Source organism: Paenibacillus agaridevorans (assembly GCF_003112455.1).
Lineage (GTDB): Bacteria > Bacillota > Bacilli > Paenibacillales > Paenibacillaceae > Pristimantibacillus > Pristimantibacillus agaridevorans.
The window spans coordinates 1-5,615 of record NZ_BDQX01000101.1 but is presented as its reverse complement, the minus strand read 5'-3'; the positions used below and the strand labels follow the sequence as shown (position 1 = coordinate 5,615).

At 48.2% G+C, this 5,615-nt stretch carries 5 protein-coding genes; 4 read left to right on the top strand and 1 reads right to left on the bottom strand.

Annotated features, from left to right (window positions below; all coding sequences use genetic code 11):
* Together PAT3040_RS11200 and PAT3040_RS11195 are read left to right on the top strand one after the other, a co-directional pair.
* A partial coding sequence (locus tag PAT3040_RS11200) for a carbohydrate ABC transporter permease (RefSeq protein WP_146200402.1) occupies window positions 1-530 on the top strand: 530 nt, incomplete at its 5' end.
* A 34-nt stretch (window positions 531-564) separates the two neighbouring features.
* The gene (locus tag PAT3040_RS11195; protein WP_108992724.1) at window positions 565-3,237 is read left to right on the top strand and encodes a family 78 glycoside hydrolase catalytic domain; all 2,673 of its coding nucleotides are present in this window, start codon (window positions 565-567) and stop codon (window positions 3,235-3,237) included.
* A gap of 53 nt (window positions 3,238-3,290) precedes the next feature.
* Here PAT3040_RS11195 and PAT3040_RS11190 read toward each other — a convergent pair whose 3' ends face one another.
* Window positions 3,291-3,764 (bottom strand): MarR family winged helix-turn-helix transcriptional regulator, encoded by a 474-nt coding sequence (locus PAT3040_RS11190; protein ID WP_087567462.1) that lies wholly within the window; start codon window positions 3,762-3,764, stop codon window positions 3,291-3,293.
* A gap of 301 nt (window positions 3,765-4,065) precedes the next feature.
* On the opposite strand from PAT3040_RS11190, the gene PAT3040_RS11185 reads away from it, so the two are divergent.
* Window positions 4,066-4,623 carry a double zinc ribbon domain-containing protein gene (locus PAT3040_RS11185; RefSeq protein ID WP_108992723.1) on the top strand — a complete coding sequence of 186 codons (558 nt, stop codon included), beginning with the start codon at window positions 4,066-4,068 and terminating at the stop codon, window positions 4,621-4,623.
* A gap of 115 nt (window positions 4,624-4,738) precedes the next feature.
* A partial coding sequence (locus PAT3040_RS11180) for an epoxide hydrolase family protein (protein WP_108992722.1) occupies window positions 4,739-5,615 on the top strand: 877 nt, incomplete at its 3' end.

Genomic DNA, 5,615 nt, shown 5'->3' with positions numbered 1-5,615 from the left:
TCTTTCAGTTTCTCTTTTTTTTCTTTATCTCGGGCATGGTCATTCCGTTACAAACAGGCATGATCCCCATTTTTAAAATGGGAGTTGCCTTGCATCTGATTGATACGCGCACTTTCATGATCCTGTTATACGCGGCAGGAGCGCTACCCATGGCGATATTCATGTACTCGGGTTTTACGAAATCCATTCCAAGGGAAATCGAAGAATCGGCTGCCATTGACGGGTATGGAAAGTTCCGTGCGTTCTGGTTGATTATTTTTCCTCTTATGCTTCCGGCTACAGGGACTCTTATTATGTTAAATATATACGGGATCTGGAACGATCTTTTCGGTCCGCTTCTTTATTTAAAAGATCCCTCAAAGATGACTCTAATGTCACAAATCGTGCAATTTAAGGCCAATCACCAATCCATCGATTATGGTCCGATTTTTGCGCTGTGCGTGATGGCGACTTTGCCGCTGATCGTTTTATTTATCTTTACACAAAAATATATGATGAAAGGACTCGTCGCCGGTGCAATCAAAGGCTGATCCCGTTTTCACCGCTAAAACTCAGAGGTCGGAAATGCATGGTTTCGGTATTGGAGACCTTCGCGTCGAATACAGGGGAAATCCGATCGGGATTGGCGTACGCATCCCCCGGTTTAGTTGGAAGCTTTTCGGCATGGGGAGGGCAATTCGACAAAAAGGATATCATCTCCAAGTCTCTGAGAACGATCCGTATTTCGAAAATCCGATCTGGGATACCGGAGAGATAGGCTCGGACCAGTCGGTGCACATCGTATATGATGGACACCCGCTAAGGTCTCGTCAAGTCTACCATTGGAGAGTTCGTGTTTGGGATGCGAAAGGACGAGTAAGTGACTGGGAGTCCTCTTTCTTTGAGATGGGTATTTTGGATTTTAGAGAATGGAAGGCTCAATGGATTACATTTGATCCAGGGAAACATAATCGCCCATGCGAAGCCTTACCCTTATTGCGGAAAGTTTTTAAAGTGTATTCTCCCTTGCGTTCCGCAAGAGTTTACGCGACGGCTCTCGGGTTGTATGAATTGGAGATTAACGGCAAACGTTTAAACGATCAATTGTTTACCCCTGGGTGGACAAGTTATCACAAACGGCTTCAGACCCAAACCTTTAACGTGACGGAGTATATCCGCAAAGGCGATAATTCGATTGGAATGACTCTCGCTGATGGCTGGTACAAAGGCAGGATAGGAGGACACCCCTGCGATTTTTATGGGGATCGTCGGGCCGCATTGCTTGAATTGCATCTCGTCTACAAAGACGGCAGCGAACAGGTAGTCGTTACAGACGGTTCCTGGCGCGCGGAGACGGGGCCGATTTTAATGGCTTCCATTTATGATGGAGAAACCTATGACGCCAGGCTCGAGAAGGAGGGTTGGAGTCTGCCGGAATACGACGATCAAAATTGGTTGTTCGTTGAAACGACGGAGCGCTCCAAGCATATGCTGATCCCACAGGAAAACGTACCGACAGTAATCGTAAAAGAGCTTAAACCTGAGCTGGTTTTGCGTTCGCCGAATGGCGAGACCATTTTGGATTTCGGCCAAAATATGACCGGTTGGGTTTCCTATTCAGCATCAGGTGATGCAGGAGCGGTCATTGAGCTGATACATGCCGAGGAGTTGGATTCGGACGGTAACTTGTACGTTGAAAATTTGCGTTCGGCCAAGCAGATGACCCGATATATATGTAAAGGAACGCGAAATGAACGGTATGAACCGAGATTTTCGTTTCAGGGCTTTCGTTATGTAAAAGTGAATGGTTATCCGGGGGACGTGATCTCCGAATGTTTTACAGCGCATGTCATCAGTTCAGACTTGGAAGAGACGGGTGCTTTCGAATGTTCGGACCCGCTTGTCAATAGATTGCAAAGCAACATTGTATGGGGACAGAGAGGAAACTTCCTTGATGTGCCTACGGATTGCCCGCAACGAGATGAGAGATTGGGATACACGGGCGATGCGCAGGTTTTCGTTCGTACAGCTGTCCATAACATGAATGTTGCCGTTTTTTTTACAAAGTGGCTGAGGGATTTGAAAGCGGACCAATTGCCTACCGGCGGCGTACCCAACACGATTCCCGACACGTTGCCGGGGTGGGAGATGCATTCCGCCTCCGGTTGGGGGGATGCTGCGGTTATTTGTCCATGGACGATTTATCTATGCTATGGAGATCTGCGCCTGTTAGAAGAACAATACGATAGCATGAAAGCATGGGTCGAATTTTTGCGGAGTTCGGGGGAACAGGAATATCTTCGAAATAACGGTTTTCAATTCGGGGATTGGCTAGCGTTGGATGCTCCGGCGGGAAGCTATACAGGTTCGACGCCAAAGGACTTTATCGCGACTGCGTTTTACGCTTATTCTACAAAATTGCTCTCCAAATCCGCCTTGGTGTTAGGTAAACACGAGGATGCGGCCATGTACGAGGAGTTATTCGCCAACATTCGCGTCAGCTTTAATAAAGAGTTTGTTACGAGTACGGGAAGATTGGTAGCCGCTACTCAAACGGCACACGTATTAGCTCTTCACTTCGGCTTGGTGGAAGGTTCGATACGCAAAAGAGTGGAGAAGGACTTTATTCGGTTAATTGAAGAATCGGAGTATAAGTTGACTACGGGATTTCTCGGGACACCTTATATTTGCCCGACGCTTTCGGAAATCGGGAGAAACGATCTGGCTTATCGGTTTGTATTATCCCGCGAATACCCGTCCTGGCTTTATTCCGTACAAAATGGCGCCACTACGATCTGGGAACATTGGGACGGACGGAAATCGGATGGTTCATTTTGGAGCAAGGATATGAACTCTTTTAATCATTATGCATTTGGAGCGATCGGGGAATGGTTATATCGCTTCGTGGCAGGCATTGACACGTCCCAAGACAGACCGGGTTTCAAGCATATTCAAATCAAGCCGCTTCCTAATGATGGGCTTAGTTACGCCAAAGCGACCTTTCAATCCATGTATGGGGAGATTGTTTCCGGTTGGAAAGTCGTGGACGGGGCGGTGAACATAGAAGTGACGATTCCCCCGAATACGACGGCTACGCTTGAATTGCCGAACGCGCTTCAGGACCGGGTGACGGAGCAAGGCGTACGGCTTGATGAAGCAGAAGGGGTACGGATCATCTCACTCTACGATTACCGGATTATTCTGGAATTGGAATCGGGCTTCTATAATTTTCAATATCAATGGAGTGCCTCGAGCTAGAGGGGAAATAGCTGAATACTTGTGAACATCACCGCTCGCTAATGTGAACAGGTCTATTTCTTTGCCTCTTCGCATGTATCGGAAATATCCTTATCTTTGATTAGTTGCAATAGAAGCTCGAAAAATTGCTTTTGCTGCTCTACAGAAAGATTTTCCAGCACCTTGTTTGCGATTTTATCTTGGTAAATAAGGGCTTGCTCAATATTGGACTGAGCGAGCTCCGTAAGCTGGATCAGCGTGGCTCGCCGGTCAGTTGGATCCGGAATACGGACGAGGAGCTTATCCTGTTCAAGAGCATCAACAAAATCGGTAACGGTTCGTGCTTTGATACCTAATTTAGCAGCTAATTCATTCATGCGAATTTTCCCGGTTTCCGCAACGACGGAAAGTAGACGCAGCCTGGGACCTGTGAGTGGAAAAGGTGTGTCAAACGTTGTTAACTGGGATTGAAACTCTCTTTGAATGAAATAGGTTGATCTCATTAATATATGGATAACGTCTATCGCCTTTGGATGATCGGTGTTCATGCATTAACGACCTCCTTGATATATTTGGTAATTATTTGTATTCACAAATGGGTAGGTGTGATGATTATGTGGAATGATTATGTGGATACTCTTTAAGAGTATGCACATAGTATAACCCCATAATGCGTATTCAGCAATCATTCCAAATACAGGGATATCTCTGTCCCAGTTCGCTCGATGTCGAGTGGACCGGGCCTTTTTTTGTTCAAGATTACTGATAATCAATAATCATAGATAATTGCCGAAAATATGATGTAATATAGATTTATACAATGTCTTAGGGAACAAGAGGAGGATTGCAATGGGTTTTTTTGACAAACTAAAAGAAGGCGCGTCGAAAGCAGCGGATAAGGCCAAGGATTCCGTCGAGGTTATACGATTGCACGCGCAAATTTCAAGCAAACGCGGCGAGATCGAAAAGCTTTATGCACAAATTGGCAAAGCGGTATATGAGGCACATACAACCGGTCAGTCAGCATCCGCTCTGGAACTGGTTCAGACAGCTAGCCATACGATCAATGTTATCCAACTCGAAATTGTGCAGCTGGAGAATAAAATAAAAATCATTAAGGCTGAGAAGGATTGCGTTTGCGGGGAAGTATTGCCGTTCGAAGCGAAATACTGCTCCACCTGCGGTCATAAATTCGAGCATACGCTTGGAGAGTCAGCACCGGAAGTAATTGTGGTCAACGCAGCGGAATCGGGAGAAGTTATGGCTCTCGAAGAAACGGGCAAAGCTGACACTCACATTGGAGATGATGAAGTAGTTGCGGCTGCGGCAAGCGAAACCTGTCCTTCCTGCAAGGCTGCGCTCGGAGCGGATCGGATATGCGAAAATTGTGGAGCTTCCGGACTCTAATACAAGGTTGGGTATGTATACGGATAAATAGTTGTGTTTTAATTATGACAGCCTTAATGTCATAATTAGTTTGGTATTCTTCTCTTGTACCCGCCAATCGAGAGGAGAATGGTCCATGAACACTACGAACAATAATGAAGCAATCCGCCCATACCGCATCGAGGTGTCTCAGGCTGAACTTGCCGACTTGAAGGATCGGCTGGCTCGCAGCCGTTATCCGGAGTTGCCGGAAACAGGCTGGGAGCGTGGCGTGCCGGTCCCGTACTTGAAGGAGCTGACGAGCTACTGGCAACATGAATTTGACTGGCGTGCCCAGGAGAGCGCGTTGAATGACCTTCCCCATTACATGACGTCCATCGACGGGCAAAATGTTCATTTCCTGCATATTCAATCCCCGGAGCCGGATGCCAAGCCGCTTATGCTGCTGCATGGCTGGCCGGGATCGTTCGTGGAGTTCCTTGACGTCATCGGTCCGCTCAGCAATCCCTCAGCTCATGGGGGAGATCCGAGCGACGCCTATCATCTCGTCATTCCGTCTATCCCGGGCTTTGGCTTCTCCGCTCCGCTAGCTAAGACCGGCTGGACGCCTGGCCGAATCGCGGAGGCGATGCTTCAATTAATGGATCGTCTCGGCTACGATCGCTTCGGCGTACAAGGTGGGGACACGGGCGCTTTCATCGCTCCTGAGCTGGGTCATCTGGCGCCGGAGCGTCTTATCGGCATCCATATGAACGCGCTGCTCACGTTCCCGTCGGGCGAAGAGGGCGAGTTGGAGGCTTTGACGGAGGAGGAGCGGCAGCGGCTGGCGAGCATGGAGAGCTTTAACGACGGCTATCTGCAGATCCAGTCCAAAAGTCCGTACACGCTGGCATACGGGCTTACTGATTCTCCTGTGGGGCAACTGGCTTGGATCGTCGAGATGTTTAAATCGCTTACGGCTCCCGCCGAGGAGCTGCCGGAGGGTTCTATCGACCGCGACCGCATGCTGGCGA

What these genes read in the sequence shown, in the direction of transcription:
- PAT3040_RS11195 (WP_108992724.1), top strand. Translation starts at nt 565, where the DNA reads ATGCATGGTTTCGGTATTGGAGACCTTCGCGTCGAATACAGGGGAAAT.
- PAT3040_RS11190 (WP_087567462.1), bottom strand. Translation starts at nt 3,764, where the DNA reads ATGAACACCGATCATCCAAAGGCGATAGACGTTATCCATATATTAATG.
- PAT3040_RS11185 (WP_108992723.1), top strand. Translation starts at nt 4,066, where the DNA reads ATGGGTTTTTTTGACAAACTAAAAGAAGGCGCGTCGAAAGCAGCGGAT.